1 pseudogene is annotated in these 555 nt (G+C 73.0%); it reads right to left on the reverse strand.

Annotated elements, in window-relative coordinates:
• Positions 1-555, reverse strand: a pseudogene (locus tag FVW20_RS18455) (ATP-dependent helicase HrpB); the annotation flags it as partial.

Genomic DNA, 555 nt, shown 5'->3' on the forward strand with positions numbered 1-555 from the left:
AGCCTTTCCGCCGTGCGCCGGATTTCCCCGGCCCCCGGCAGGAACACCAGCAGGCTGCCCGGCTCCTCGTGCAGGGCGCGGCGAACGGCGTCGGCCACCGCGTCCTCCAGCACGCCGGGCCGAGTCGTCTCGTAGGGCAGCCAGTTGCGCACGGGCGGCAGATGGCGGGTATCCACCGGAAAGGCGCGCCCCGCGCTTTCGATGGCCGGGCAGCCGTCCAGCAGCGCGATCACCGGGCCGCAGTCCAGCGTGGCCGACATGACCACCAGCCGCAGGTCGGGCCGCAGCCCCTCCTGACAGTCCAGGCACAGCGCCAGGCCAAGGTCCGCGTGCAGGCTGCGCTCGTGAAATTCATCAAAGATCACGCAGCCCACGTCGGCCAGTTCCGGGTCCGCCTGGAGCATGCGCGTCAGCACGCCTTCTGTCACCACTTCCACGCGGGTGCGCGGCCCCACGCGGGTATCCAGGCGCATGCGGTAGCCCACGGTGTCGCCCACTGCCTCGCCCAGGGTGGCGGCCATGCGTCGGGCCGCCGCCCGTGCGGCCAGGCGCCGG

Source organism: Nitratidesulfovibrio oxamicus, assembly GCF_015731765.1.
GTDB classification, from domain to species: Bacteria; Desulfobacterota; Desulfovibrionia; order Desulfovibrionales; family Desulfovibrionaceae; genus Cupidesulfovibrio; species Cupidesulfovibrio oxamicus.